This is a genomic window from Methylobacterium sp. WL18 (assembly GCF_008040015.1).
Lineage (GTDB): Bacteria > Pseudomonadota > Alphaproteobacteria > Rhizobiales > Beijerinckiaceae > Methylobacterium > Methylobacterium mesophilicum.
Genome location: NZ_VRVD01001062.1, coordinates 1 through 970, shown reverse-complemented (window position 1 = coordinate 970; position 970 = coordinate 1). Strand labels below are relative to the sequence as shown.

General features: G+C 68.4%; 1 protein-coding gene and 1 riboswitch. The gene reads right to left on the bottom strand.

Annotation, left to right across the window (positions count from 1 at the left end; all coding sequences use genetic code 11):
- Positions 1–50 precede the first annotated feature (50 nt).
- Positions 51–124: riboswitch (Fluoride riboswitch) on the bottom strand.
- Positions 125–186: 62 nt separating this feature from the next.
- Entirely contained in the window at positions 187–696 is a 510-nt protein-coding gene (locus FV228_RS30900; protein ID WP_147857879.1) for a hypothetical protein, read from the bottom strand.
- Between the last annotated feature and the right edge of the window lie 274 nt (positions 697–970).

Here is a 970-nt window from a genome sequence, read left to right as displayed (position 1 = left end):
CGCGTCGCGGCGTCGGGCGCACGGCCCCACCGCGGACGTCCGGAGCCGCCCGTGCGGTAGGAGCCATCAGCCCGGCCTGGCGACGGCCGGGCGGTTATCGGGGAGCCCCATCCCCATCCCGGGCAGGCTTAGCCGAGGACGGGGCCGAGGGGAATCCGGCTCCCCGCCGCAGGATCACGGGTCGGGCTACTGCACGGCGGCGAAGTGGCTGCGCTGCTCGATCTGGGCGGCGTAGAAATCCTCGACGACCTCGCGGACCACCTCGGCCAGCTCGGTCCCGCGGTGCTCGTCCAGATGGATGTCGCTGCCGACGCTGCGGCCGAGGGCGGCCCCGGCCGCGCCCGGGACCAGGCGCTCGTTGTAGCGCTGGTTCAGGCCCGAGACCGAGATATAGTTGCTGCCGCCGAGTTCGGGGCCGTACTTGATCTTGATCTTCTGCTCGGTGTCGGTGCCGCGCAGCTTGGCGCACAGGCTGATGAAGTTGTCCTGATCGATCTTGGCCTCGAGGCCGGTGATGCTGCCGTGGACGTTGTCCTCCTCGTTCAGCACCTCGGCCATCAGGTTCAGGACGCCGACCACCGGCTCGAGGGCGCGGTTGCCCTCCTCCAGCAGCTTCCGGCGGAAGTCGTTGCTGCGGGCGTCGGCATCCTGCAGCCGGGCGCGGAACCGGTCCTTGACGTCGTTGGCGCGTGTCATGGCATCCTCCCTGTTGTTTCGAATCAAGTCTTTTTTGTTGTGGTCGCGAAGACTACGAAGCGAAATCAGGTCCCGCAAGACGGTGCAAAACATTGATGCGTGCTCAGAACTTGAGCCGTTGCCCAGGAATAGTACTTGCTCAGAAGCTATGCAGGGGCCGCCGGAGCCCGGATCAGGCCGCCGGCCCGTCGAGCGGAGCCAGCCGCTCCGGACCGGGCGTAGCCGCCGAAAACTCGGGCCGCGACAGAGCGCGGGCCAGGGCGGGCAGGTCCGG